The following is a 24,032-nucleotide window of genomic DNA, read 5'->3' as shown; positions in this document are numbered from 1 at the left end:
GCAGGATGCACCCATGTCGACGTCACATCGCAGTTCGCACTTCTTTGCCTTTCTCCTGATTCTATTGCTGGTGGCCGCCGGTGGCTTCGGCTATTGGAAGTCCACCCTGGACCGCCTGCCGGAAGGTTTGAACATGGGCAATGGCCGGCTGGAATCCACCGAAGTGCAGATCGCCACCAAGATCCCCGGCCGCCTGGCTGAAGTGCGGGTCGATGAAGGCGACAAAGTGCTCAAGGGCCAACTGCTGGCGCGTATCGACACCCGCACCCTCGAAGCCCAGCGTTCCCAGGCCGAGGCCGAAGTGCTGCGCGCCAAGGAGAACTTCGCCGCCGCCGAAGCCAACGTGCAATTGCGCCAGAGCGAAAACCTGCTGGCCAGCCAGGAACTCAAGCGCACCCAGGAGCTGTACCGCCGCGGCTTCGCCAGCGCACAGCTGATCGACCAGCAACAGGCACGGCAGAACACCGGCAATGCGGCGGTGACGGCAGCCCAGGCCCAGGTCAATGCGGTCAAGGCCGCCATCGGTGCGGCCCAGGCCCAAGTGGCACAACTGACCAGCGAGATCGAAGACAGCAGCCTGCGCGCGCCCATCGACGGCATCATCCAGTTGCGCCTGGCCGAACCTGGCGAAGTGCTCGGTGCCGGCGGGCGCGTGTTGCTGCTGATAGATCCGAATGACCAGTACATGAACCTCTACCTGCCCGCCTCCGTCACCGGTCGCCTGACCGTGGGCAGTGAAGCGCGGATCGTGCTCGATGCGCTGCCGGATCAACCCCTGCCAGCGAAGATCAGCTTTGTCGCCGCCAAGTCGCAGTTCACCCCCAAAGAAGTGGAAACCCGCGACGAGCGCCAGAAACTGGTGTTCCGCGTCAAACTGCGCCTGACTCAACCGAGCGCCGTGCCCCAGGCCAAGCCCGGCATGCCCGGCGCCGGCTATGTGCGCACCGCCGACCTGGACTGGCCGGCCAACCTGCAATGACCGGGCTGGCGCTGCAGGCCACGGGCATCAACCACCGCTACGGCAAGCAACAGGCGCTGATCGACATCGCCTTCAGCCTGCCGGCCGGTACCCGCTGCGGGTTGATCGGCCCGGATGGCGCGGGCAAGTCGAGCCTGCTGGGCTTGATCGCCGGCGTGAAAAAACTGCAGGACGGTGACTTGCAGGTGCTGGGCGGCTCCATCGAAGACCGCCGCCACCGCAACAGCCTGTACCCGTTGATCGCGTTTATGCCCCAGGGCCTGGGCGGCAACCTCTACCCCGAGCTGTCCATCAGCGAGAACATCCGTTTTTTCGCCACCCTGTTTGGCCTGTCCAAAGCCGATTGCGAGCAGCGCATGCACAACCTGCTGCTGGCCACCGACCTGGCACGCTTCGCCGACCGGCCGGCGGGCAAACTGTCGGGCGGGATGAAGCAAAAACTGGGGCTGTGCTGCGCGCTGATCCACGACCCGGACTTGCTGATCCTCGATGAACCCACCACCGGCGTCGACCCTTTGTCACGCCGGCGCTTCTGGGAACTGGTAGAAACCGTACGCAGCGAACGCCCGCAACTGACGCTGCTGGTGGCCACGGCCTACATGGAAGAAGCCGAGCAGTTCGAGCACTGCCTGATGCTCGACCGCGGCAAGCTGATCGCCGATGGCCTGAGCCGCGAACTGGCTGCGGTCACGCCCAGCGGCAAGCTGGATGAGGCCTTCACCCATTTCCAGGGCGACAGCGCGCACAACAACCAGCCGCTGGTGATCCCTCCTCGGGCAAACGACAACACCGACATCGCCATCGAAGCCCACGACCTGACCCTGCGCTTTGGCGACTTTACGGCAGTCAACAAGGTCAGCTTCGCCATTGGCCGTGGCGAGATCTTCGGCTTTCTCGGCTCCAACGGCTGCGGCAAGACCACCACCATGAAAGTCCTCACCGGGCTGATGCCGGCCAGTGAAGGCAGCGCCACACTGCTGGGCAACCCGGTAAATGCCAAGGACCTGGCGACCCGCAAACGCGTGGGCTTTATGTCCCAGAGCTTCTCGCTGTACGGTGAGCTCAGCGTGCGCCAGAACCTGGTGCTGCACGCACAGCTGTTCGACCTGCCCAAGGCCGACAGCGGCCCGCGCATCGAAGAATTGATTCAGCGTTTTGACCTGGGCAGTGTCGCCGAACAACCCTCCGGCGAGCTGCCCCTGGGTTTGCGCCAGCGCCTGTCCCTGGCCGTGGCGGTGTTGCATCGCCCGGAAGTGCTGATCCTCGACGAACCCACGTCCGGTGTGGACCCCGCTGCGCGCGACGATTTCTGGCGTTTGCTGGTGGAGTTGTCCCGCGAGCAAGGGGTGACGATTTTTCTCTCCACCCACTTTATGAACGAAGCCCAGCGCTGCGACCGCATCTCGTTGATGCACGCCGGCAAGGTGCTGGCCTGCGACACTCCGGACGCCCTGCAGCAACACTTCCACGGCGAGACCCTGGAAGCCGCATTTGTCACCTGTCTGGAACAAGCCCAGGAAGCCCCAGAGGCCGCCGCGCCCAGCGCAACCGTCAGCACACCGACCACGCCGCCGGTCAGCAAGCGCGGCTTCAGCCTGGTCCGCCTGCTGGCAGTGGCCAGTCGCGAAGGCAAGGAGTTGTTGCGCGACAAAGTGCGCATGGCCTTTGCCCTGCTCGGGGCGATTTTCATGATGGTGATCTTCGGCTACGGCATTTCCCTGGACGTGGAGAAGCTCGCCTTCGCCGTGTATGACCAGGACCAGACCCCACAAAGCCGCGCCTACCTGGAGGCCTTTCGCAGTTCGCGCTACTTCGCCGAACAGCCGCCGATCAGCGATTCGGCCGAGCTGCACCGGCGCCTGCAACGCTCGGAAATCAAACTCGCCTTGGAGATTCCTCCCGGATTTGGCCGCGACCTGTACGCCGGGCGCCAACCGGCAGTGGCCGCCTGGCTGGATGGCGGCATGCCGTTTCGCGCCGAGACCAGCCGCAACTATGTCGAAGCGGTACACCAGGCCAATCTGCAGCAGTTGGCGGAACTCAACAGCTCCCCGCGAGCCCAGCCCGCCGCCGCCAGACTGGAGACGCGCTTTCGCTATAACCAGGACGTGGTCAGCGTAAATGCCATCGGCCCCGGCGTGATGGCACTGATCCTGGCGTTTATCCCGGCCATGCTCACCGCCCTGGGCATCGTGCGCGAGAAGGAGCTGGGGTCGATCACTAACTTCTACGCCACACCGCTGACCCGCCTGGAGTTTCTCCTCGGCAAGCAGGCGCCGTATCTGGTTATCAGCCTGATCAACCTGGCGCTGCTGGTGGCGATGAACCGCTGGCTGTTCGGCGTGCCGTTCAAGGGCAGTGGCGTGACCCTGGCGTTTGGCGGCCTGCTGTATGTGCTGGCCACCACCAGCATGGGCCTGCTGATTTCTGCGTTCACCCGCACCCAGATCGCGGCGATTCTCGGCACCATGATCATCACCAGCCTGCCGACCATCCAGTTCTCCGGGCTGATCGTGCCGCGCTCCTCGCTGGAAGGGGCGGCCGCGCTGATGGGCATGCTGTTTCCCGCCGGCTACTTCCTGGATGTCGCCGTCGGCACCTTTACCAAAGCCCTGGACCTGCGCCAGCTGTGGCCACAGTGCCTGGCGCTGTTCGGGTTTTTCCTGGGGTTCACCGGGCTGAGCCTGGTGATGCTCAAGAAGCAGGAGGCCTGATGCATAAGTTCGCCCATATCCTGCGCCTGGGAATCAAAGAGCTCACCAGCCTGCGCCACGACAGCGTGTTGCTGCTGTTTCTGTTCTACGCCTTCACCGTCGCCATTTATATGCCAGCGGCCGGTTCAGTGATTGGCGTGCATAACGCCAGCGTGGCCTTTGTCGATGAAGACCATGGCCAATTGTCACGCCAGTTGGCCGAAGCCCTGCAACCACCGGAATTCCAGCCCGCCGTGCCACTGGCCTACGACCAGTTGGATAGGGTCATGGACAGCGGCCAGTACACTTTCGTGATCAACGTGCCGGCCAATTTCCAGGCCGACCTGCTGGCCGGCCGCCAGCCGAGCGTGCAGGTCAATGTGGATGCCACGGCGATGAGCCAGGCCTTTATGGGCGCGGGCTATATCGGGCGGATCTTCCAGCGTGAATTGCTGACCTACAGCGGCCAGGCCGACACCAGCCAGCGCGCACCGGCGACCCTCACCACCCGGGCATTGTTCAACACCAACCTGGAAGGCGGCTGGTTCCTGGCGGTGATCCAGATCGTCAACAACATCACCATCCTCGCCATCGTCCTGACCGGCACCGCGCTGCTGCGCGAACGCGAACATGGCACCCTCGACCATTTGCTGGTGCTGCCGCTGACCGCCCTGGAAATCATGCTGGCAAAAATCTGGAGCAACATGCTGGTGGTGGTGCTGTGTACCTGGCTGTCACTGGAAGTGGTGGTCAAGGGCATGCTCGGCGTGCCGCTGGCCGGCTCATTGAGTCTGTTCCTGCTGGTAACCGCGCTGTATCTGTTTGCCAGCACTGCCCTGGGCATCTTCCTCGCTACCCTCGCCCGCTCGACGCCGCAGTTTGGCTTGCTGGCGATCCCGGTGATTATTCCGATGCTGCTGTTGTCAGGCGGCAGTACGCCGCTGGACAGCATGCCCGAATGGTTGCAATGGGTGATGCAGGGCTCGCCATCCACACATTTTGTGAGTTTGAGTGCGGCGATTCTGTTTCGCGATGCGGGGGTGAGCGTGGTGTGGCCGGATTTGCTGGCGCTGGCGGGGATTGGCTTGTTGTTTTTTGCGGTGGCGTTGGCGCGGTTCAGGAAGAGTCTGGCCTCTTGAACTTTCACTTATAAAAATCACTGAGCTTATTAAAAAACAAAATGAAAAACTGTCAATTCTGACAGTAGCCGGCGTTTATCTCTCGTTATTAACTATAACAATCGACCGCAAATTCATTGCATCGAGACTCTCGGGAGAGCAAAAAATGAGCGACATATCAGACTCAGACAAGAAGGGCTCCAGCGACGAAGCCCCCTCAGAAACAATAGAGATTAAGGTCGACCGAAATAACCCCACCAGCGTAACAACAGTGAGAGGGGAATATTCATTACATGGATACAAAGGAGCAATCGAGGTTGAAGCCACTTGGAGTAATGGCATTTACATCATACATGCGCTCCGCTATATGTTTGAGCGAGGTGCGGTGACGGGAAAAAACCCGCGTTTCGAGATTCACTCTGTTACCTTCGGCGGCCCGATACTAGCAGTCCACCCTCCACAAGATGGCCAATGGCGCGTTTGGGGGTCGTCAACAAAATACACAACATCTAACACAGTAGACACATTCGAGTTCTACTTTGTCTTCGACGCGCCCCCCGATGGGGTATGGCGAACGGATAGAAAAAGAGTGAAAATCTATATATAAGCCCTATTATAACCAGCAACTTAGTTGCTGGTTTTCCAAACTCATTGAACTCCCGCCCATCCGGACTTGTCTCCACGATCCAGTATAAATTTAGTGGACTCAACCAAAGCAGAAATCCGATATTTGAAGTTATATGCCCCAGTGGGGTGGTACTGGCAAGAGTACCTATAAAGGGCGGTAATTGGCACAGCTGGATATCCTCCGAGGATACCCATATTTCAAAAGGAACAACTTATCGTTTTACTTTTATATTCGATAATCCTGGATCAGGCGGAGGCCCCACAATTTCCGTCTCCAAAAGCATAACGTTTGCGATAGAAAAACCTCCACAATAGAAACCAACCGAGCCTCTGAATCTTTATCATCATCGTGCAGAGGCGTTACCCCTCCTGAGGTTGGCGCCAAAGTTCGGGTTGCTGACGGTGACGGTCTTGTGAGCGTCGATAGCTTCAAGGCCCCATCGCCAACAAGCCGACGCCCACAGGATGGGCGTTACTGGATAATCAGATTGTTAAACAACAAATCTTCAACCACCGGCTTGCCCGTCTCGTCATTCATCACTTGCTGCGTCTGCTTCAACGCTTCCTGACGCAACTTTTCCTTACCCTCGACACTGCCCATGCTCTCGACAGTCTGCTGGGTAAACAACGCCACCAGTTGGTTGCGGATCAATGGCTCATTGGCCTTGATCGCCGCCGCCGCTTCGGGGCCGGTCACGCGCAGGGCCACATCCGCTTTGTACACCCGAAGTTTCGGGCCGCCATCCAGGGCATAGTTGCCCACAAAAGGCGGCGTCAGGCTGTAATAGCTGACCTTCGGCGCTTCGCCTTCCTTGGCTTCTTCGGCATGGGCTGCCATCGGCAACGTCAGGGCCAGCATCAACAGGATCCACGCTTTCACAGTTCATTCCTCACATTCGGTTGCCAGTAGCATAACGCTAGCAAGGCAGAGCACAAGCTTATGGCGACTTATCAGGCCGGGGCATGCTCGTTGACCCGTGACCTTACCCACCTACACTTATCGGCCAATACGCCAAAAGGAATAGTCCGATGAAAGCCGTGCTGTGCAAAGCCTTCGGCCCTGCCGAAACCCTGGTGTTGGAAGACGTCGAAAGCCCGGCGATCAAGAAGAACGAGATCCTGCTGGACGTCCATGCCGCCGGGGTGAATTTCCCGGACACGCTGATCATCGAGGGCAAGTACCAGTTCAAACCGCCCTTCCCGTTCTCGCCGGGCGGCGAAGCGGCTGGGGTGGTCAGCGAAGTCGGGGAAAAGGTCAGCCACCTGAAGGTCGGCGACCGGGTCATGGCGCTGACCGGCTGGGGCAGCTTTGCCGAGCAGGTCGCGGTACCGGGCTATAACGTGCTGCCGATTCCGCCGAGCATGGATTTCAACACCGCTGCCGCCTTCAGCATGACCTACGGCACCTCGATGCACGCCCTCAAGCAGCGTGGCCACCTGGCCGCTGGCGAGACCCTGCTGGTACTGGGCGCGTCCGGTGGCGTGGGCCTGGCTGCCGTGGAGATCGGCAAGGCCATGGGTGCCCGGGTGATTGCCGCCGCCAGCAGTGCCGACAAGCTGGCCGTGGCCAAGGCGGCGGGCGCCGATGAGTTGATCAACTACAGCGAAAGCAACCTCAAGGATGAGATCAAGCGCCTGACCGATGGCAACGGTGCCGATGTGATCTATGACCCGGTAGGGGGCGACCTGTTTGACCAGGCCATCCGCGCCATTGCCTGGAACGGCCGTCTGTTGGTGGTGGGGTTTGCCAGCGGGCGTATCCCCGACCTGCCGGTGAACCTGGCGCTGCTCAAGGGCGCAGCGGTGGTCGGGGTGTTCTGGGGCTCGTTTGCCCAGCGCCAGCCGCAGGATAACGCGGCGAATTTCCAGCAGCTGTTTGGTTGGTATGCCGAGGGGAAGTTGAAGCCGCTGGTGTCGCAGGTGTATCCGCTGGACAACGCGGCGCAGGCGATCAATGACCTGGGGCAGCGCAAGGCAGTGGGCAAGGTGGTCGTGCAGGTCCGCCAGTGATTTGAAATGCAATTAGTGTAGGAGCTGGCTTGCCTGCGATGGCGGTGGGTCAGCTACGTCTTTGGTAACTGGTCCACCGCCATCGCAGGCAAGCCAGCTCCCACATTTGATCTCAAGTGCCGTGAGGAATCTGATCACGCCCTATACTTATCTATTCGCGACATGTTCGTAAAAGAACATGCAATTACTCCCGTTTCCTGTGTTTGCAGATAAGAGGCGATGCTATTTTCGGTAACGAAACTGTAACATTCGCATCCGCAGTCAAAACAAGAAATTTGGAGCTCTTGAATGTTTGCTTTCTTTCGTCCTGCCCCCCACCAGGCACCCCTGCCTGAAGAAAAGATCGACAGTACCTACCGACGACTGCGCTGGCAGATCTTCGCCGGTATTTTCTTTGGCTACGCGGGTTACTACCTGCTGCGCAAAAACTTCTCCCTGGCCATGCCGTACCTGATCGACGAGGGTTATACCCGTGGTCAACTGGGCCTGGCCATGTCGGCAATCGCCATTGCCTACGGCCTGTCCAAGTTCCTCATGGGCCTGGTGTCCGACCGCTCCAACCCGCGCTACTTCCTGCCGTTTGGCTTGCTGGTATCGGCCGGGGTGATGTTCATTTTCGGTTTCGCGCCTTGGGCAACCTCCAGCGTGACCATGATGTTCATTCTGTTGTTCATCAACGGCTGGGCCCAGGGCATGGGCTGGCCGCCAAGTGGGCGGACCATGGTGCACTGGTGGTCGCAGAAAGAACGCGGCGGCGTGGTGTCGGTGTGGAACGTGGCGCATAACGTCGGCGGCGGTCTGATCGGCCCGCTGTTCCTGCTGGGCATGGCCTGGTTCAACGACTGGCACGCAGCGTTCTACGTCCCGGCCACCGTGGCCTTGGCAGTGGCGGCGTTTGCCTTCATCACCATGCGCGACACCCCGCAATCGGTGGGCCTGCCGCCGATCGAGAAGTACAAGAACGACTACCCGGAAGGCTACGACGCCAGCCACGAAGACGAATTCAGCGCCAAGGAAATCTTCGTCAAGTATGTGCTGCGCAACAAAATGCTGTGGTACATCGCCTTCGCCAACGTGTTCGTCTACCTGCTGCGCTACGGCGTGCTGGACTGGGCACCGACCTACCTCAAGGAAGCCAAGCACTTCACCGTCGACAAGTCGTCCTGGGCGTACTTCTTCTACGAGTGGGCGGGGATCCCCGGTACGCTGCTGTGCGGCTGGATGTCGGACAAGATCTTCCGTGGCAACCGTGGCCTGACCGGCATTGTGTTCATGGCTCTGGTGACCGTGGCGACCCTGGTGTACTGGCTCAACCCGCCAGGCAACCCGATGGTCGACATGATCGCGCTGTTCTCCATTGGCTTTTTGATCTACGGCCCGGTGATGCTGATCGGCCTGCAGGCCCTGGAACTGGCGCCGAAGAAAGCCGCAGGTACAGCCGCAGGTTTTACCGGCCTGTTCGGTTACCTGGGTGGATCGGTAGCAGCCAGTGCAGCCATGGGCTACACCGTGGACCACTTCGGCTGGGACGGCGGCTTTGTGCTGCTGATCGGCGCGTGCCTGCTGGCCATCGCGTTCCTGATCCCAACCCTGTGGCACACCAATAGCGTCAGCTCGGCACGTTAATCGCCGCGATGCCTTTGGCACATCGCTTGAGCCGCGCCTCCAGATTCTTGTCTGGCATGGCGTGGCTACGCAGGGCGTTGACGGTCTGCTCGACATAATCGCGAGTGGTACCGTAACGCCCGCAAGCGCTGGCAAACACCTGGTTCAGCACACTGTCGGGCAAGTTACCGGCATAGCTGGGCAGGTGTCGCTCCAGCACAAAACCCAATGCCTGCACCTGATTGCCGTCTTCAAGCCGGCAACTGAGCCAGTGTGGCCGATAGGATGGGTAAGGCATCTCGCGCTGCCACAAGGCATAGAGCGAGGCCTCCAGTTGATCTTCCGGCAGGCGGTAAGCAAAGCCGCTGCACGAGCCGCCGCGATCCAGGCCAAACACCAGCCCCGGTAACTCCGGCGTACCCCGGTGCTCGTGGGACCACAGGTACAGGCCTCGATGATAGCCATGGACCCGGGCGCGCAGGCGCTGGGTTGCCGAACACTCAGGGCGCCAGATCAGCGAGCCATAGGCAAACAGCCAGACCGGCCCACCCTTGTGCAGACCCATGGTGGCCTGCATCGAGCTCATCAATTGTTCGTGAGTGAGTTGCGGCCCCAGATCAAGCCGCGGCGGGTAAGCCAATTGCAGAAGTTCGGATTCGAGAACGGTCATGGCAGATCGCTTAGGTCTCCTGTGTACTACCAGTTATAGGTGACTTTACCGTAATAGAACGCACCGCTGTAACCGTAAGGCGAAAAAGTACTATGGGCCAGGTTGCCGCCACTGCTGGCGGTTGATCACCCCGGCCACCGCGTCAGACCCGTAGCGGGCCGACGCACCCTCGCGCAGCATTTCACTATGTCGACCGCTCCCCATACCGCTCCCCTTGCAATCAATACCTTTTAAAAATATGAAAAAGCATGAGCAATAGGCCCCATTCGTCAGGTTTGCCGCGCAAAACCGCGCTATTTTCAGCGCCCGTTCAGCCTTTATGCCCGACGGGACCTCAAAATAGCGTCACGTCACGACCCACTTAGCCGCGCATTCACCGACTATCGAGGTCGCACCATGAAAAACCGACTTTCCGGCCTGCTGCTCCTGGCGCAGGCCACCACCGCCCTGGCCGCCGAAGCGCCGGCCAACGACGACAAAGGCTTCTGGTACGCCCAGACCAGCGTCTACACCCGGCACTTTGCGCCGGACCCCGAGCACAATAACCATCAAGACCTGATCGGCCTGGAGCGCAATGACGCTGCGGGGTGGGTGTATGGCGGTGCGACCTTTCGCAACTCGTTTCGCCAACGCTCGTACTACGCCTACGCCGGCAAGCGCTTCGACATGGCCGACTATCCGGTGTATCTGAAACTGACCGGCGGGGCGATCCAGGGCTATCGCGGCAAGTACCGCGACAAGATCCCGCTGAACCGCTACGGCGTGGCACCGGTGATCATTCCGTCGGTGGGTGCGCACTACGGGCCGGTGGCGGCGGAGTTTGTGTTGCTGGGGTTCAATGCGGCGATGGTGACCACGGGCGTGCGGTTCTGACGCCGCACACCTGAGTAGACACAGTTCAATGTGGGAGCGGGCTTGCCCGCGATGGCGGTGTAACAGTGCCAGATTTGTTGGCTGACACTCCGCTATCGCGGGCAAGCCCGCTCCCACAGTTTGATCGGCTTACGAGAATGTTTTCGTAGCGGTCAGGAGCGAGGGGCGTAGGCAAATACGTCAGCGCGCATCTGGTGCGCATCCATCCCGGCATTCACCAGCGCGTCCAGCGTGCCGTAGATCATCGCCGGCGATCCGCTGGCATACACATGCACGGCCTTGAGGTCGGTTATGTCTTCGCACACCGCCTCGTGCAACAAGCCACAGCGCCCTTCCCAACCACACAGGTCGCTGACCACTTTGTGCAGGAACAGATTGGGCAATTGCTGCCATTGTTCCCAATGTTCAACCTGGTAAAAATCCTCAGGACGACGCACGCCCCAGTACAGATGCACCGGATACTTGAACCCCGTGGCCCGGCAATGTTCGATCAGGCTGTGCATCTGCGCCATGCCGGTGCCGGCCGCGATCAGTACCAGCGGGCCGTCGGGTAGCTCGGCCAGGTGGGTATCGCCAAACGGCAGCTCGACCCGCGCCATCTGGTTACGCTGCAACTGCTCGATCAGGCTGCGGGCGCTGTCTTCGCGTACCAGCACATGCAATTCCAGCTCGCGCCCGGCGTGGGGCGCCGAGGCCAGGGAAAACGCCGACTTCTCGCCGTTTTCGCGCTCGATCATCAGGTACTGGCCAGCGTGGTAACGCACCGCTTTGCCGGCCGGGGCCCGCAGGCGCACGCGCCACACATCGCCACCCAGCTCCACGCACTCGCTCAACTGGCAGGCCAGCGTGCGCACCGGCAACTCCCCCGGCGCCAGCACGCCATCCCACAGCACGATGCAATCCTCCAGCGGCTCGGCGATGCAGGTGTAGAACTCGCCATGGTCACGCACCTCGCCGGCCTGTTGCACCCGGCCCTCGACCAACAGCGCCGCGCACACATGGCACACACCGTTACGGCACGCCTGCGGGCAGTCGTAGCCCAGGCGCCGCGCACCTTCAAGAATCCGCTCGCCCGGCTGCAAGTCGAGGACCGCGCCGGAAGGTTGCAGGGTTACACGCATCAATCTATTCCCAATTCTTTCCACATCGCATCGACACGCGCCGTCACGGCTTCATCCTTGACGATCACCCGGCCCCACTCACGGGTGGTTTCACCCGGCCATTTATGGGTGGCATCCAGGCCCATCTTCGAACCCAGGCCCGACACCGGCGAGGCGAAGTCGAGGTAGTCGATGGGTGTGTTATCAATCATCACCGTATCGCGCTTGGGGTCCATGCGCGTGGTAATCGCCCAGATCACGTCGTTCCAGTCCCGGGCGTTGATGTCGTCGTCGGTGACAATAACGAACTTGGTGTACATGAACTGTCGCAAAAACGACCACACACCGAGCATCACGCGCTTGGCATGGCCCGGATACGACTTCTTCATGGTCACGATGGCCATGCGGTACGAGCAGCCCTCGGGCGGCAGGTAGAAGTCGGTGATTTCCGGGAACTGCTTCTGCAGGATCGGTACGAATACCTCGTTCAGCGCCACGCCGAGAATCGCCGGCTCATCCGGCGGCCGGCCGGTGTAGGTGCTGTGGTAGATCGGTTTGACCCGGTGGGTGATGCGCTCGACGGTGAACACCGGGAAGCTGTCGACTTCATTGTAGTAGCCGGTGTGATCGCCGTAAGGGCCTTCATCGGCCATCTCGCCCGGATGAATCACGCCTTCGAGGATGATTTCGGCGGTGGCCGGCACTTGCAGGTCGTTGCCACGGCATTTCACCAGTTCGGTGCGATTGCCGCGCAACAGGCCGGCGAAGGCGTATTCGGACAGGCTGTCGGGCACCGGCGTCACGGCGCCGAGGATGGTGGCCGGGTCGGCCCCCAGGGCCACGGAAACCGGGAACGGCTGGCCGGGGTGCTTCTCGCACCACTCACGGAAGTCGAGGGCGCCGCCACGGTGGCTCAGCCAGCGCATGATCACCTTGTTGCGGCCAATCACTTGCTGACGGTAGATCCCCAGGTTCTGGCGGTCCTTGTTCGGGCCTTTGGTGACGGTCAGGCCCCAGGTGATCAGCGGGCCGACGTCGCCGGGCCAGCAGGTCTGCACCGGGAGCATCGCCAGGTCGACATCATCACCTTCGATGACCACTTCCTGGCAGACCGCGTCCTTGACCACCTTGGGCGCCATGGCAATGATCTTGCGGAAGATCGGCAGCTTCGACCACGCGTCCTTCAGGCCTTTGGGCGGCTCGGGCTCCTTGAGGAAGGCCAGCAGCTTGCCGATCTCGCGCAGTTCGCTGACCGACTCGGCCCCCATGCCGAACGCCACCCGGTCGGGCGTGCCGAACAGGTTGCCCAGCACGGGGATATCAAAGCCTGTGGGGTTTTCGAACAGCAGCGCCGGCCCCTTGTTACGCAGGGTGCGGTCGCAAATCTCAGTCATTTCCAGGACCGGGGAAACCGGCACCTGAATACGTTTCAACTCTCCGCGCTGCTCAAGTTGCTGCACGAAATCCCGAAGATCCTTGAATTTCATTAACCATGCCACCCGTAAAATAGGCGTACATCGTACCTGCTCTGAGGGCGGCTGGCAGCCCTATCGACGGCGCAATTGCCCACCAGCTGTGGTTAAAGATTTCAGGCAAAAAAAATGGCGCCCCTGGGGGCGCCATTCTTTCGGACCTGAAACGTCGTATTACTTACGTTTCATCGACAGGAAGAACTCGTCGTTGGTCTTGGTGGTTTTCAGCTTGTCGATCAGGAACTCGATGGCTGCCACTTCGTCCATCGGGTGCAGCAGCTTGCGCAGGATCCACATGCGCTGCAGTTCGTCGTCGGCGGTCAGCAACTCTTCGCGGCGGGTGCCGGAACGGTTGATGTTGATGGCCGGGAACACACGCTTTTCAGCGATGCGACGGTCCAAAGGCAGTTCCATGTTGCCGGTACCCTTGAACTCTTCGTAGATCACTTCGTCCATCTTCGAGCCGGTTTCAACCAGCGCGGTGGCGATAATGGTCAGCGAGCCGCCTTCTTCGATGTTACGCGCGGCACCGAAGAAACGTTTCGGCTTCTCCAGGGCGTGGGCATCGACACCACCGGTCAATACCTTGCCGGAGCTCGGGATCACGGTGTTGTAGGCACGGGCCAGACGGGTGATGGAGTCGAGCAGGATCACCACGTCCTTCTTGTGTTCGACCAGGCGCTTGGCCTTCTCGATCACCATTTCGGCAACCTGCACGTGGCGGGTTGGCGGTTCATCGAACGTCGAGGCAACCACTTCGCCGCGCACGGTGCGCTGCATTTCGGTGACTTCTTCCGGACGCTCATCGATCAGCAGCACGATCAGGTGAACTTCAGGATTGTTACGCGCGATGTTCGCTGCAATGTTCTGCAGCATGATGGTCTTACCGGCTTTCGGCGGTGCGACGATCAGGCCACGCTGGCCTTTGCCGATCGGGGCGCACAGGTCGATCACACGACCGGTCAGGTCTTCGGTGGAACCGTTACCGGCTTCCATCTTCATGCGCACGGTCGGGAACAGCGGCGTCAGGTTCTCGAAGAGAATCTTGTTCTTCGCGTTCTCAGGACGATCGAAGTTGATCGTGTCGACCTTGAGCAGGGCGAAATAACGCTCGCCTTCCTTTGGAGGACGGATCTTGCCAACGATGGTGTCACCGGTGCGCAAGTTGAAGCGACGGATCTGGCTCGGCGAGACGTAGATATCGTCTGGGCCGGCGAGATAGGACGCGTCTGCAGAGCGAAGGAAGCCGAAGCCGTCCTGGAGAATCTCCAGCACGCCATCACCGGAGATTTCCTCGCCGCTTTTCGCGTGCTTTTTCAGCAGGGAGAAAATCACGTCCTGCTTGCGCGAACGGGCCATATTTTCTATGCCCATTTCTTCGGCCAGTTGGAGCAGGTCGGTAATCGGCTTTTGCTTGAGTTCAGTCAGATTCATATAGGAATGACGTAATCATTTATAGAGGGGGGGAATTAAGCTTTTGGCTTAATGAGGCCGCGCCGCAGAGAAGGCGACAGGATCGCGTACTAATCGAAAGGAATGCGTCGGCGACGGCTTGCAGGGGGCAGTGGAGAAACCAGTGCGGGGCCGAATGTACCACCTGAATTTCAGAGCGTCTAGCCCTGCTTTACGAAAAAGCCCCGCAATTTGCGGGGCTTTTTGACGACGCTTAGATGTTGGCGTCGAGGAATGCAGCCAATTGCGACTTGGACAGTGCGCCGACCTTGGTCGCTTCGACGTTGCCGTTCTTGAACAGCATCAGCGTCGGGATACCACGCACGCCATGCTTGGCCGGGGTTTCCTGGTTCTCGTCGATGTTCAGCTTGGCAATGGTCAGTTTGCCTTCGTAGGTGGTTGCGATGTCGTCCAGGACCGGAGCGATCATTTTGCAAGGACCGCACCACTCAGCCCAGTAGTCAACCAGCACCGGGCCCTGGGCCTGCAGTACTTCGGCCTCAAAGGTCGCGTCGGTGACGTGCTTGATAAGATCGTTGCTCATGGATGTCTCCGGGTTGTAAGCAAAAAAAACGTTGCCCATCATAGCCGCCCTTCCTGCGTTCAGGAAGCCGCTGCTGATTGACTCTTGCTATGGAGCGTCATCATTTTGGATATGGCGGGTTCAAGAGGCCGTCGGAGTCACAAAGGCTATTCCCGTGCGCAACGCAGCGTTACGCACGTGTTCCTGCATAGCTTTGTGCGCCGCCGCGCTGCTGCGCCGGGCCAGGGCCCGGAGGATCTTGCGATGCTCCTGCCAGGTTTCCATCGCCCGTTCCGGTCGGATGAACGGTAGCTTCTGACTTTCCAGAAACACCTCGGCACTGGCGCTGAGGATGCTCATCATCGCCTGATTGCCACTGGCCAACAGGATACGCTGGTGGAACGCGAAGTCCAGCCGCGCAGCGGCCTCGAAATCCCCGGCCTTGAGTTCCCGGCGCATGGCCTGGACATTGTCTTCGAGCCCATCCAGTTCCTCGGTGGTCAGGGTCATGGCCGCCAGCCCCGCCGCAAAGCCCTCCAGGGCATAACGCAATTGGAAGATATCCAGGGGGCTGGCCTGCGCCGTAAAGGGCCAGGCCACCCCGCTCATGTCGGCCGTCGGTGGCGCTTGCACAAACACGCCTTTGCCCGGCTGCACGCTGACCAGCCCCAGTGCACTGAGCGAAGACAAGGCCTCGCGCAACGAGGCCCGACTGACCCCCAACTGCAATGCCAGGTCGCGCTGGGAAGGCAGTGCATCACCTGGCCCGAAGCCCCGTTGCTTGATCAGTTTGCGGATGGCTTGCAAAGCCGCTTCCGGTACGGCTTGGGCGATGGAATTCATAAAAAACTCAAGATTTCGGTCAACAGTGAGGCTAGTTTTAAATCTATTCTCGCTGGCCGGCAAGCCACGCCCCAAAGGGGCTCGCCGGGTTTTGCGGGCGCTCGAAAAGGGTGCGCAATCGCTTCTGACTGTTCAGACCAGTAAGACCGCTGTACACCTGTAAAACCCTGCCTTGCAGCCGCTTTGGCGCGGCATGGCATGGGCTGTGCACTGGCAAAACTCAGAAAATCCCTTCGCCCTTTTCGGAGAGTTGCCATGACCAAGCATTGCAGCACCCTGCTCACTGCCTTGTTTGCCAGCCTGATGCTCAGCCAGACGCCAGCCCAGGCCAATGGCCTGGACGATATCGTCGCCCGTGGCACCCTCAAGGTCGCAGTGCCCCAGGACTTCCCGCCCTTCGGCTCGGTCGGCCCCGATATGAAGCCGCGCGGCCTGGACATCGACACCGCAAAACTGCTGGCCGAGCAGCTCAAGGTCAAACTGGAACTGACCCCGGTCAACAGCACCAACCGCATCCCGTTCCTGACCACCGGCAAAGTGGACCTGGTGATTTCCAGCCTGGGCAAGAACCCGGATCGCGAGAAGGTCATCGACTTCTCCAAGGCCTACGCGCCGTTCTATCTCGCCGTGTTCGGCCCGCCTGAGGCGGCGATTGCGACCCTGGACGATCTCAAGGGCAAGACCATCAGCGTGACCCGCGGTGCCATCGAAGATATCGAGTTGAGCGCCGTCGCCCCCAAGGAAGCCACGATCAAGCGCTTCGAGGATAACAACTCGACCATCGCCGCCTACCTCGCCGGCCAGGTGGACCTGATCGCCAGTGGCAACGTGGTGATGGTGGCGATCAGCGAGCGCAACCCCAAGCGGGTGCCGGCGTTGAAAGTCAAACTCAAGGATTCGCCGGTGTATGTCGGCGTGAACAAAAACGAGCCGGCACTGCTGGAGAAGGTCAACCAGATCCTGGTCGCCGCCAAGGCTGACGGCAGCCTGCAAAAGAACGCGCTGCAGTGGCTCAAAGAACCATTGCCTGCCGATCTCTGAAGCGGAGCTGATTGATGGCCTATCAATTCGACTTTGTGCCGGTGCTGGCCAATACCGACCTGTTGTTGCGCGGCGCGCTGTTCACCCTGGAGCTGACAGCCATCGGCGCCCTCCTCGGCGTGGCCCTGGGCATCGTCGGCGCCGTGGTGCGGGCATGGAAAATCCAGCCGTTCTGCTGGCTCTTCGGGGTGTATGTCGAGTTGATTCGCAACACGCCGTTTCTGGTGCAGTTGTTCTTTATCTTCTTCGGCCTGCCTTCACTGGGAGTACAGATTTCCGAATGGCAGGCCGCAGTACTGGCGATGGTGATCAACCTGGGGGCCTATTCCACGGAGATCATCCGCGCCGGGATCCAGGCGATCCCTCGTGGGCAGCTGGAGGCCGCGGCAGCGCTGGCGATGACCCGCTTCGAAGCGTTCCGCCATGTGGTGCTGCTGCCGGCGCTGGGCAAGGTCTGGCCGGCCCTGAGCAGCCAGATCATCATCGTGATGCTCGGCTCGGCGGTGTGCTCGCAGATCGCCACTGAAGAGTTGAGTTTTGCCGCCAACTTTATTCAATCGCGCAATTTCCGCGCCTTTGAAACCTATGCCCTGACCACGCTGGTGTACCTGTGCATGGCGTTGATGATCCGCCAGTTGCTCAATTGGATCGGTCGCCGCTATGTGATGAGGAACAGTCGATGAGTGATTTTTCGTTCTGGGACATCGTGCGCAACCTGCTGACCGGCCTGCAATGGACCCTGCTGCTGTCGCTGGTGGCGTTTGTCGGCGGCGGGCTGATTGGCCTGCTGGTAATGACCCTGCGCATCAGCAAAAAGGCGCTACCGCGCAATATTGCCCGGACCTATATCGAACTGTTCCAGGGCACACCGCTGCTGATGCAACTGTTCCTGGTGTTTTTCGGCATCGCCTTGCTGGGGATTGATATCTCGCCGTGGCTGGCCGCCGCGATTGCCCTGACCCTGTTTACCAGTGCCTACCTGGCCGAGATCTGGCGCGGCTGTGTCGACTCCATCGCCCACGGGCAGTGGGAAGCCTCCGCCAGCCTGGCCCTCAACCCTTATGAGCAACTGCGCTACGTGATATTGCCCCAGGCCCTGCGAATTGCCGTGGCGCCGACGGTGGGGTTCTCGGTGCAGGTGGTCAAGGGCACAGCGGTGACCTCGATCATCGGCTTCACCGAACTGACCAAGACCGGCGGCATGCTCGCCAATGCCACCTTCGAGCCCTTCATGGTCTACGGCCTGGTGGCGCTCGGTTACTTCCTGCTCTGCTACCCCTTGTCCCTCAGTGCCCGCTACCTGGAAAGGAGACTGCATGCCTCTGCTTAGAATATCCGCGCTGCATAAGTATTACGGCGATCACCATGTGCTCAAGGGCATCGACTTGAGTATCGAGGAAGGCCAGGTGGTGGCAATCATCGGCCGCAGCGGCTCGGGAAAATCCACGCTGCTGCGCACCCTCAACGGCCTGGAGTCGATCAATGACGGGGTGATTGAGGTCGACGGCGAATACCTCGACGCGGCCCGCGCCGACCTGCGCAGCCTGCGGCAAAAAGTCGGCATGGTGTTCCAGCAATTCAACCTGTTCCCCCATTTGACCGTGGGTGAAAACGTCATGCTCGCGCCCCAGGTCGTGCAAAAAGTCGCCAAGGCCAAGGCTGCGGAGCTGGCCCGGCAGATGTTGGAACGGGTCGGCCTGGGGGAAAAGTTCGATGCATTCCCCGATCGCCTGTCCGGCGGCCAGCAGCAACGGGTGGCGATCGCCCGCGCGCTGGCGATGTCGCCCAAGGTGTTGCTGTGCGATGAAATCACCTCGGCGCTGGACCCTGAACTGGTCAATGAAGTCCTCAGCGTGGTGCGCCAACTGGCCAAGGACGGCATGACCCTGATCATGGTCACCCATGAAATGCGCTTTGCCCGTGAGGTCGGCGACAAGCTGGTGTTCATGCATCAGGGCAAGGTGCATGAAGTCGGCGACCCGAACGTCCTGTTTGCCCAACCGCGCACGCCCGAATTGGCTAACTTTATAGGCTCGGTGGAACAACCAGGCTGAGGCTTCAGGCGCCGGGTACCCATTCGAAACTGCCCTGCCCCTCGAAGGCCGTTTCGTCACGCACTGCCAGCCCGACCGCTGGCACAAAGGTCTCGATATTCACCAGCGCTGTAAATCGGCGCCCGTGTATCGGGGCGCCGCCTGCCCGTGCGACCAGCGTCTGGCCGGGCAACAACTGTCCGCTTGGCGGCTCTCCCGACACCCGCAACTCCACCGCCTGCCCATCCACCTGAGGATGCTGCAGGCTCAGGGTGAAATAGCCTTGGCGGCCGAACCGAAAGCCTTTCGACCCGGCAGACACCCCCGTGAAACGCAGGGCCATGGGTGCCGACTCGGCACAGGCGATGTTCAGTTGCAACGTGCGTTTCCCCAGGGCCAACTGGTCTCCCGCCCGCTCCGCGCTGCGGATCAAACCGTAGTCGACCCGGGGCTGGCTCAAGGACATACGGCATTCACCCGCCAGCGCTTCCCCCGGCATCAGCCCCGCCCACAGCAGCACGCTGCACAGAGCGAGGCCAGGCCCAAGGCGGTTCAGGGATTCACTGCGCACGGCAGACTGCCGAACCTGTTTCGTAGAGTTTGTCGTCATCGGTTTCTGGCTCAGGGTTGAGTTGCAATACACAGGAGGTTGAATCCGGCAGGGAGACGCTCAGGGTTTGCGACTCGTCCAGATTGTTCAGGAACACCATGCCCTCACCCACCACGCTGGTCAGGAAGGCATTGTCCGGGCCGAATACCGAGGCCCCTTGAGGCAAGGGGCGCCCTTGCTCGTCACGCACTTCCAGCAGCAGGCGGCGCACTTTCACCACCTCGAAATCAACGGTATTGAAGGATCCACGACCCGCCGTGAGTGCCTTGGTGCCGTTTTTCAGGTCGACACGTCTGGGCAGGGAGCGGGTCTGCACCTCAACGTTACTGTTGAGGTAGGCCGGCAAACCGGCGATCACCGCCTGCCCGCGATAATCGGTCCAGACCGGGCCCTGGGGGGTCGCGACCTTGACCGCGCCAACATCGCCCACCGAGACGATGCCAAAGGTGTCCTGGACGGCGTAGGGCGAGAACGTCACACCGCGTTCATGGGCCACCACGCCGCCCTGCAATTGCCCGGTGTAGCTGGTACTGAAAGAGTCGCGACGCATGCCCAAGCCAACCTGGGTGTAACGCGGTATGGCATTTACCCGGCCTTGAACCGACTGATCACCACTCGTCTGCTCCCGGGCAACACCCACCTCATAATTCACATAGTCGTTCACCCGATCACTGAACGCGCTGCCGAACTCCACCTCGCCCCCGCGCCGGCTGGCATAGGAAGTGACACGACGTTCGCCGCCAAATGGCATGGTGACTTGCAATCGCAGCGACAGCCCTGTCTCGAGAGCATCATTGCGCTCGTGGCGGCGGATATTCCGCTCCTTGCGCGGTCGAGCCCCACCCACCCGGGAGTCGGCGATCAACGACACCTGGGTGCCACTGAAGTCTCGGTTCCAGGAGGCAAAGACATGTTCAGCCGATTGCCCGTCAAATTGCGCACTGTGCGAGTAGCTGATGGAGAAGCCACCCAGCAGCGGGTCAGCCCAGCTCAGGCCCAGGGTGTATTGGTTCTTGAAGCGCGCGTCCAGGTCGCCGCGGGCGCTCGACAGCCCGGCCTCCGTGACTTCGCGATACCCCCGCGTCTGGCGTGTAGCGCTGAGGTTGGCCTCAAGGCTGGCAGACAGCGGGCTACTCAATGAAATGGAGCTGCGAGCGCCGCTGACATTGCCTGAACCATCGCGAGACAGGTTGTGACGCCCGCCCACTGCCAGCCGCTGGAAAAAAACGCTGCTCCATGTTCCGCCCGCGGCCTGGTACTCGTCAGTGCTCAATAGGCCAAAACCCAGCGAAGAACTGCGCCCAAGGCCCCAGGTACCACTGGCCATCGCCACCACCGGGGGCTCCCGCTCGTCCAGCGTTGCGCCCCGCACCTTGCCCATGGAAAAGAAGTAGCCCGGCACCACCGGCACACTCGCGCCAAAGGACGCCGCTGGTACCCTGAAGCTGTGCCCACCGCCACGGGTGCCAATCACGTTTACCTCCAGGTCGCTGGTGCCATTGAGCAACGGCAGGTCAGTCAGGGAAAAAGGGCCTTCCGGTACCAGGGTGGTATGGATCAACACCCCTGACTGGCGCACCTCAACCCTGGACGGGCTGCGAGCCAGCCCTTCGACCACCACCGCGCTGCCGCCGGCCGCGCGCGACTGCCCATCGGGGAACAGTTGCAGGCCGGAGAGCTGCAGCCCGCCGAACACCGGGTTGTTGCTGGAGATCTGACCCACCTGGAAGGTCGAGCGCAGGCCCGCGAAATCACGCTGGGCGTAGGCGTTCACATGCTCGCTGCTGGCCTTGCCATTATCGGAGATATAAAACTGGCGACTGCGCACAATCCAGTTGCCCAGGTTGAACCCCGCCTCGGTATAGGCGGAGACGGAGCGAGAAGAGCCACTGTTGAAATGATCCTCAAAACCCTGCACGTCGTAGTTGAACAAGGCCGCCATGCCACCCTGGGAAGCATTGCCCCCGCCCCATTCAAATTCGCGCATCGACTGGGTGGGCACCACCAGGGAGACTTCATCGCTACCAGGGCTCAGCCGCACAAGGGTCGCCGGGTACTCACCGACAAAATCATGGCACGCCTGATCGCGCGCGATGCCCTGCCGAGTGACGGTCGCCGGGACGCGCAGCCCGGCCTTTTCCAGCAGGCCGGGGGTGAAACACAGCTGCCCTTCATAGTCGAAACGCGCTTCCACCAAGCCCAGTGGGTTGCCGTTGACCCTCAACCCGACCACATGGACGCCCTCGCGAAAGCGCGCCGCACTGCGAAAATAATGGGCAACCTTCGGGTCAATACCGTTCGCAGAGAGTACGGCAAGATCAAACCCCTCTCCCAGCTCCAAGGCATGGGCAGGCCCGCTGCACAGTGAGGCCAGCCCGATGACAATGCCCGAGCCATACGCCAGGGAGCCCGGGGCCCGGAAGAACGATGCGGACTGATTGAAACAACCGGCTTTGTCGACAGTTCTCATAGCTCGATCAACCCGCCTCGACAACAACGGGAGCCTGGTAGACGGAGGTCGAATAGCCGTAGACCGTCGCCGGTTGAATCTCGACGGCATTGACCCCTGCGACATTGCCCTCGACCGTGGTCCAAAGCGTTTCGCCAGGCAGCACATAGGTGCGCGACAATATTGCCGGGCGCTTGGCCGGCAGCAGCTGCACCTGTAAACCCAAGCGGACAACGTAGGCACTGTCGTTCTGCACGGCCAGGCGATTGCCTTGCAGGGTCCACTTGAGCAACTTCCAGGGATCTTCAAGCCGCGGCAAACCCTGGGGGTGCAGGATCAGCGGCAGGTCCTGGCGAATGGTGATACCAATGGTCGCACGCCCTTCGGCCCTGGCCTGGGGAATCCCTTCAAAAGTGACCCGCTTCAAGCGTTGAGTCTTGAGTGGTTCCTTGAGTGTTGCGATAAAGCGCACTAGTTGTGTTTCGCCAGGTTCCACGCGCGCAATCGGCGGCGTAACAATCAATAATGGTTCCGGGTCTTCAGCAAGATTTTGAATGACCGAATGTAATAAAGCCGGACCGGCATCGGTATTCTTGACATTAATAGTCGCTTCGCCATTTTCTTCATAAAGAATTACAACAGATGTTTCAGGCTCCATACCGTCAGCCAGTACGTTGCCATGTAGTAGCAGAGAAAGACTTACGCCCCCTAGCAGGGCAGCAACTGTATTGAAAAGAAAACTCATCAAGTTCTACCCACACACAATTTAAGAGACCGTCAATACACCCAGAACTGTAAGCAGCCCGCACGCAGTCGCAACAGCTAGTTACGACTGCAGTGCGGATTTACTACCTGTTTAGATACGAGTAACGACTAAGGTGGCAAGGCCGTTCAAAGGAACATCCTTGCTCAGGTCCAGGGCGCTGCCCCGGTTGATGACGGCCTTGACGTTGATCGTGCCGCTGACAACGTTGACCAGTGCTGGAACCGGGCTGGTGGTGCGGCTCCAGGAGTGCTGGTACGGGAACTTGTCGACCCGGCCATCGGCGCTATACATCCAGGCTGCGACAGAGCTGGTCCTTTTGAGCGGTAGCAGGCTGGCACCGGCGCTGGACAGGTTCGAAAGCCTGACCGAATAGCCACCGGTACGCCGGCCATCCACCGCACCCAGGCCAAAGTTCTGGGATTCAGCGAAGCCGGTTCCCAGGATACCCGCAACGGTGCTGGCCGCCTGCGTGTCAGATACCGACAGCGCCATCTGCGTAGCCGCGGTGCCGCAGTTCACGGACAGCGGCAGGGTTTTCTCCTGCAAGGGGTTGAAAGCATTTGGCAAGATAGAAGCTGCACTGATCTGACCATAATCAATGACGCCGCTGCTGATACTGACAGTGCAGGGCGCTGGCTTGATAGTACCAATGACCCTCAAGTTCCCCGAACCACTTGTATCGGCGTGTGCAACCACGCTTGCGGCCAAACAGACAACACCCATTACCAAACCAGATATTTTTTTCATGCTGAACCTGTCACTAGAAGTTATCAGGTGCCTTTATTCCTACCCGGGCAATTGCATTGCCCAACATCCCGCCATCCGTGACAAATGAGCTGTAAATAAATAACACCAAGGCAGAATTGCCGAGTGACAGTCTCTCCCGCATGCACCCCACTAAAGAATAAGACAATACCCTGATTACTGTCAGAACAATAAAAAACAATCGTCGCCTTAACCCAACTCAAGAGTAGTACCAAACAAATAACCAATGGGTATAACTGATCTTAAGATGTAGGTTAAATCAAGAGAAGTTTCCAAACTTTGAAATTCTACTGTTTCCCATAGATCCTACGGAATAATTACAAGGAACCAATGGAGCCCCCCTACATTCCCTACAAACCTGTGTCCCGAACCTCCGTAGGAGAACTCCTCTGCGCACTACGCG

General features: G+C 60.3%; 21 protein-coding genes. 10 read left to right on the top strand and 11 right to left on the bottom strand.

What is annotated here, in order from left to right; all coding sequences use genetic code 11:
- The first annotated feature begins 13 nt into the window (after positions 1-13).
- From HBR93_RS07525 to HBR93_RS07515, 3 genes are read left to right on the top strand one after another with little or no spacing between them, the layout of a single operon-like run.
- Entirely contained in the window at positions 14-979 is a 966-nt protein-coding gene (locus HBR93_RS07525; protein ID WP_057440447.1) for an HlyD family efflux transporter periplasmic adaptor subunit, read from the top strand.
- On the top strand, positions 976-3,693 hold the full coding sequence (rbbA, locus tag HBR93_RS07520; RefSeq protein ID WP_057440448.1) for a ribosome-associated ATPase/putative transporter RbbA: 2,718 nt from the start codon (positions 976-978) through the stop codon (positions 3,691-3,693). The genes HBR93_RS07525 and rbbA overlap by 4 nt, the downstream gene beginning before the upstream one ends.
- A complete protein-coding gene (locus HBR93_RS07515) occupies positions 3,693-4,811 on the top strand; it encodes an ABC transporter permease (RefSeq protein ID WP_169960084.1) in 1,119 nt (372 codons plus the stop codon). The genes rbbA and HBR93_RS07515 overlap by 1 nt, the downstream gene beginning before the upstream one ends.
- 1,078 nt (positions 4,812-5,889) lie before the next feature.
- On the opposite strand, the gene HBR93_RS07510 is transcribed toward HBR93_RS07515, so the two are convergent.
- Positions 5,890-6,297 (bottom strand): flagellar basal body-associated protein FliL, encoded by a 408-nt coding sequence (locus HBR93_RS07510; RefSeq protein ID WP_029289542.1) that lies wholly within the window; start codon positions 6,295-6,297, stop codon positions 5,890-5,892.
- A gap of 149 nt (positions 6,298-6,446) precedes the next feature.
- On the opposite strand from HBR93_RS07510, the gene HBR93_RS07505 reads away from it, so the two are divergent.
- Both HBR93_RS07505 and glpT read left to right on the top strand, forming a co-directional pair.
- Complete coding sequence (locus HBR93_RS07505; RefSeq protein ID WP_057440449.1) at positions 6,447-7,427, top strand: NADPH:quinone oxidoreductase family protein; 981 nt, start codon at positions 6,447-6,449, stop codon at positions 7,425-7,427.
- Between the two features lie 288 nt (positions 7,428-7,715).
- On the top strand, positions 7,716-9,053 hold the full coding sequence (gene glpT / locus HBR93_RS07500) for a glycerol-3-phosphate transporter (RefSeq protein WP_057440450.1): 1,338 nt from the start codon (positions 7,716-7,718) through the stop codon (positions 9,051-9,053).
- Here the strand turns inward: glpT and HBR93_RS07495 are convergent.
- The gene (locus HBR93_RS07495) at positions 9,037-9,702 is read right to left on the bottom strand and encodes a gamma-glutamylcyclotransferase (RefSeq protein ID WP_057440451.1); all 666 of its coding nucleotides are present in this window, start codon (positions 9,700-9,702) and stop codon (positions 9,037-9,039) included. The two genes, glpT and HBR93_RS07495, sit on opposite strands and share 17 nt — an antisense overlap.
- Positions 9,703-10,098: 396 nt before the next feature.
- Here HBR93_RS07495 and HBR93_RS07490 point away from each other — a divergent pair, with 396 nt between their 5' ends.
- Complete coding sequence (locus HBR93_RS07490; protein WP_057440452.1) at positions 10,099-10,575, top strand: hypothetical protein; 477 nt, start codon at positions 10,099-10,101, stop codon at positions 10,573-10,575.
- A gap of 152 nt (positions 10,576-10,727) precedes the next feature.
- On the opposite strand, the gene HBR93_RS07485 is transcribed toward HBR93_RS07490, so the two are convergent.
- The 5 genes from HBR93_RS07485 to HBR93_RS07465 all read right to left on the bottom strand — a co-directional run bounded on the left by HBR93_RS07485 (position 10,728) and on the right by HBR93_RS07465 (position 15,965).
- Positions 10,728-11,696: a CDP-6-deoxy-delta-3,4-glucoseen reductase gene (locus HBR93_RS07485; protein WP_057960948.1), complete on the bottom strand. Its 969-nt coding sequence runs from the start codon at positions 11,694-11,696 to the stop codon at positions 10,728-10,730.
- Positions 11,696-13,162 carry a 4-hydroxy-3-polyprenylbenzoate decarboxylase gene (ubiD, locus tag HBR93_RS07480; protein WP_029289556.1) on the bottom strand — a complete coding sequence of 489 codons (1,467 nt, stop codon included), beginning with the start codon at positions 13,160-13,162 and terminating at the stop codon, positions 11,696-11,698. The genes HBR93_RS07485 and ubiD overlap by 1 nt, the downstream gene beginning before the upstream one ends.
- A gap of 159 nt (positions 13,163-13,321) precedes the next feature.
- Positions 13,322-14,581, bottom strand: a complete 1,260-nt coding sequence (rho, locus tag HBR93_RS07475) for a transcription termination factor Rho (protein WP_003176825.1) — start codon at positions 14,579-14,581, stop codon at positions 13,322-13,324.
- 232 nt (positions 14,582-14,813) lie between these two features.
- Positions 14,814-15,143: a thioredoxin TrxA gene (trxA, locus tag HBR93_RS07470; RefSeq protein WP_029289563.1), complete on the bottom strand. Its 330-nt coding sequence runs from the start codon at positions 15,141-15,143 to the stop codon at positions 14,814-14,816.
- Between the two features lie 120 nt (positions 15,144-15,263).
- Positions 15,264-15,965, bottom strand: a complete 702-nt coding sequence (locus tag HBR93_RS07465) for an FCD domain-containing protein (protein WP_057440453.1) — start codon at positions 15,963-15,965, stop codon at positions 15,264-15,266.
- Positions 15,966-16,220: 255 nt separating this feature from the next.
- Between HBR93_RS07465 and HBR93_RS07460 the strand changes: the two genes are divergently transcribed.
- Genes HBR93_RS07460 through HBR93_RS07445 form a run of 4 tightly spaced genes read left to right on the top strand, consistent with a single transcriptional unit; the run spans position 16,221 to position 19,060 of the window.
- Entirely contained in the window at positions 16,221-17,006 is a 786-nt protein-coding gene (locus tag HBR93_RS07460) for a transporter substrate-binding domain-containing protein (protein ID WP_169960083.1), read from the top strand.
- A gap of 14 nt (positions 17,007-17,020) precedes the next feature.
- Positions 17,021-17,689 (top strand): amino acid ABC transporter permease, encoded by a 669-nt coding sequence (locus HBR93_RS07455; protein WP_057960951.1) that lies wholly within the window; start codon positions 17,021-17,023, stop codon positions 17,687-17,689.
- Entirely contained in the window at positions 17,686-18,336 is a 651-nt protein-coding gene (locus HBR93_RS07450; RefSeq protein ID WP_057960952.1) for an amino acid ABC transporter permease, read from the top strand. The genes HBR93_RS07455 and HBR93_RS07450 overlap by 4 nt, the downstream gene beginning before the upstream one ends.
- Positions 18,323-19,060, top strand: coding sequence for an amino acid ABC transporter ATP-binding protein (locus HBR93_RS07445; protein WP_057440457.1), 738 nt, complete (start codon positions 18,323-18,325; stop codon positions 19,058-19,060). The genes HBR93_RS07450 and HBR93_RS07445 overlap by 14 nt, the downstream gene beginning before the upstream one ends.
- A 4-nt stretch (positions 19,061-19,064) precedes the next feature.
- Here HBR93_RS07445 and HBR93_RS07440 read toward each other — a convergent pair whose 3' ends face one another.
- The 4 genes from HBR93_RS07440 to HBR93_RS07425 all read right to left on the bottom strand — a co-directional run bounded on the left by HBR93_RS07440 (position 19,065) and on the right by HBR93_RS07425 (position 23,611).
- Positions 19,065-19,610: a hypothetical protein gene (locus tag HBR93_RS07440; RefSeq protein ID WP_271043703.1), complete on the bottom strand. Its 546-nt coding sequence runs from the start codon at positions 19,608-19,610 to the stop codon at positions 19,065-19,067.
- Positions 19,600-22,119 (bottom strand): fimbria/pilus outer membrane usher protein, encoded by a 2,520-nt coding sequence (locus tag HBR93_RS07435; RefSeq protein ID WP_169960082.1) that lies wholly within the window; start codon positions 22,117-22,119, stop codon positions 19,600-19,602. Before HBR93_RS07435 ends, HBR93_RS07440 begins: the two co-directional genes overlap by 11 nt.
- A 7-nt stretch (positions 22,120-22,126) precedes the next feature.
- Complete coding sequence (locus HBR93_RS07430) at positions 22,127-22,843, bottom strand: fimbria/pilus chaperone family protein (protein WP_115129253.1); 717 nt, start codon at positions 22,841-22,843, stop codon at positions 22,127-22,129.
- A 111-nt stretch (positions 22,844-22,954) separates the two neighbouring features.
- The gene (locus HBR93_RS07425) at positions 22,955-23,611 is read right to left on the bottom strand and encodes a DUF1120 domain-containing protein (RefSeq protein WP_057440460.1); all 657 of its coding nucleotides are present in this window, start codon (positions 23,609-23,611) and stop codon (positions 22,955-22,957) included.
- Between the last annotated feature and the right edge of the window lie 421 nt (positions 23,612-24,032).

This window comes from Pseudomonas sp. WS 5411, from assembly GCF_012985595.1.
Classification (GTDB): Bacteria; Pseudomonadota; Gammaproteobacteria; order Pseudomonadales; family Pseudomonadaceae; genus Aquipseudomonas; species Aquipseudomonas shahriarae.
The sequence above is the reverse complement of the archived record's forward strand: the minus strand, read 5'-3'. Positions and strand labels throughout refer to the sequence as shown.

What these genes read in the sequence shown, in the direction of transcription:
- HBR93_RS07525 (WP_057440447.1), top strand. Translation starts at nt 14, where the DNA reads ATGTCGACGTCACATCGCAGTTCGCACTTCTTTGCCTTTCTCCTGATT.
- rbbA (WP_057440448.1), top strand. Translation starts at nt 976, where the DNA reads ATGACCGGGCTGGCGCTGCAGGCCACGGGCATCAACCACCGCTACGGC.
- HBR93_RS07515 (WP_169960084.1), top strand. Translation starts at nt 3,693, where the DNA reads ATGCATAAGTTCGCCCATATCCTGCGCCTGGGAATCAAAGAGCTCACC.
- HBR93_RS07505 (WP_057440449.1), top strand. Translation starts at nt 6,447, where the DNA reads ATGAAAGCCGTGCTGTGCAAAGCCTTCGGCCCTGCCGAAACCCTGGTG.
- glpT (WP_057440450.1), top strand. Translation starts at nt 7,716, where the DNA reads ATGTTTGCTTTCTTTCGTCCTGCCCCCCACCAGGCACCCCTGCCTGAA.
- HBR93_RS07495 (WP_057440451.1), bottom strand. Translation starts at nt 9,702, where the DNA reads ATGACCGTTCTCGAATCCGAACTTCTGCAATTGGCTTACCCGCCGCGG.
- HBR93_RS07490 (WP_057440452.1), top strand. Translation starts at nt 10,099, where the DNA reads ATGAAAAACCGACTTTCCGGCCTGCTGCTCCTGGCGCAGGCCACCACC.
- HBR93_RS07485 (WP_057960948.1), bottom strand. Translation starts at nt 11,696, where the DNA reads ATGCGTGTAACCCTGCAACCTTCCGGCGCGGTCCTCGACTTGCAGCCG.
- ubiD (WP_029289556.1), bottom strand. Translation starts at nt 13,162, where the DNA reads ATGAAATTCAAGGATCTTCGGGATTTCGTGCAGCAACTTGAGCAGCGC.
- rho (WP_003176825.1), bottom strand. Translation starts at nt 14,581, where the DNA reads ATGAATCTGACTGAACTCAAGCAAAAGCCGATTACCGACCTGCTCCAA.
- trxA (WP_029289563.1), bottom strand. Translation starts at nt 15,143, where the DNA reads ATGAGCAACGATCTTATCAAGCACGTCACCGACGCGACCTTTGAGGCC.
- HBR93_RS07465 (WP_057440453.1), bottom strand. Translation starts at nt 15,965, where the DNA reads ATGAATTCCATCGCCCAAGCCGTACCGGAAGCGGCTTTGCAAGCCATC.
- HBR93_RS07460 (WP_169960083.1), top strand. Translation starts at nt 16,221, where the DNA reads ATGACCAAGCATTGCAGCACCCTGCTCACTGCCTTGTTTGCCAGCCTG.
- HBR93_RS07455 (WP_057960951.1), top strand. Translation starts at nt 17,021, where the DNA reads ATGGCCTATCAATTCGACTTTGTGCCGGTGCTGGCCAATACCGACCTG.
- HBR93_RS07450 (WP_057960952.1), top strand. Translation starts at nt 17,686, where the DNA reads ATGAGTGATTTTTCGTTCTGGGACATCGTGCGCAACCTGCTGACCGGC.
- HBR93_RS07445 (WP_057440457.1), top strand. Translation starts at nt 18,323, where the DNA reads ATGCCTCTGCTTAGAATATCCGCGCTGCATAAGTATTACGGCGATCAC.
- HBR93_RS07435 (WP_169960082.1), bottom strand. Translation starts at nt 22,119, where the DNA reads ATGAGAACTGTCGACAAAGCCGGTTGTTTCAATCAGTCCGCATCGTTC.
- HBR93_RS07430 (WP_115129253.1), bottom strand. Translation starts at nt 22,843, where the DNA reads ATGAGTTTTCTTTTCAATACAGTTGCTGCCCTGCTAGGGGGCGTAAGT.
- HBR93_RS07425 (WP_057440460.1), bottom strand. Translation starts at nt 23,611, where the DNA reads ATGAAAAAAATATCTGGTTTGGTAATGGGTGTTGTCTGTTTGGCCGCA.